This is a genomic window from Tenebrionibacter intestinalis (assembly GCF_016632365.1).
Taxonomy (GTDB): Bacteria; Pseudomonadota; Gammaproteobacteria; order Enterobacterales; family Enterobacteriaceae; genus Tenebrionibacter; species Tenebrionibacter intestinalis.
Genome location: NZ_JAEPBH010000166.1, coordinates 1 through 605, shown reverse-complemented (window position 1 = coordinate 605; position 605 = coordinate 1). Strand labels below are relative to the sequence as shown.

1 pseudogene is annotated in these 605 nt (G+C 66.4%); it reads right to left on the bottom strand.

From position 1 onward, the window contains the following. Positions 1 to 605 (bottom strand): annotated as a pseudogene (locus JJB97_RS18325) (hemagglutinin repeat-containing protein); the annotation flags it as partial.

Genomic DNA, 605 nt, shown 5'->3' with positions numbered 1-605 from the left:
GGTGATTTGCTCGCGTATCAGCGTTTGCTCATGGTAGCCATCGCCCAGGCGCTTAAGCTGATTATCCGGGTTGACGGCCAGCGCTTTTTGCATATAGTCGCTGCCCAGCCACGCTTTCTCCTGCGTAAAGCGCGGGTCGGTTTCCACCAGATACGCCGACGACGGACCAGGGTTGATACGGTACAGGCTGTTGTCCGGCAGCCGCGTGGAGGGCGCGGCAAGGCGAATTTCCCATTGCGTCTGCTCGCCGTCCACGCTCTGCGGGGCCAGCGGCAGCGTGATATGCTGCCCCGGCGGCACCTGAAGCGGGACGTCGGTCACGCCCTTTACCGGCCCGCCGGTAAGCAGGTCCGGCAGGGCAAGGGCAATATCGAGGCTCAACCCGCCGCCCTGCCCGGGCGCCTGCTGGCGCGCCACGTCGCCGCCGTCGCCGGAGACGCTGACCGCGTCGCGTCCGTTTACGCGGTAGCCCTCGCCGCTCTCGCCGGTATTGCCCTCCATGCGCAGCAGGCCCAGCGACAGCGCCTGGCTGACGTTCCTGCCGTCATACGCCGCATCGCCGGTGGCCGTGTGCCAGTCGCCCTTTTTAAAGAAAGAGCGCCGGA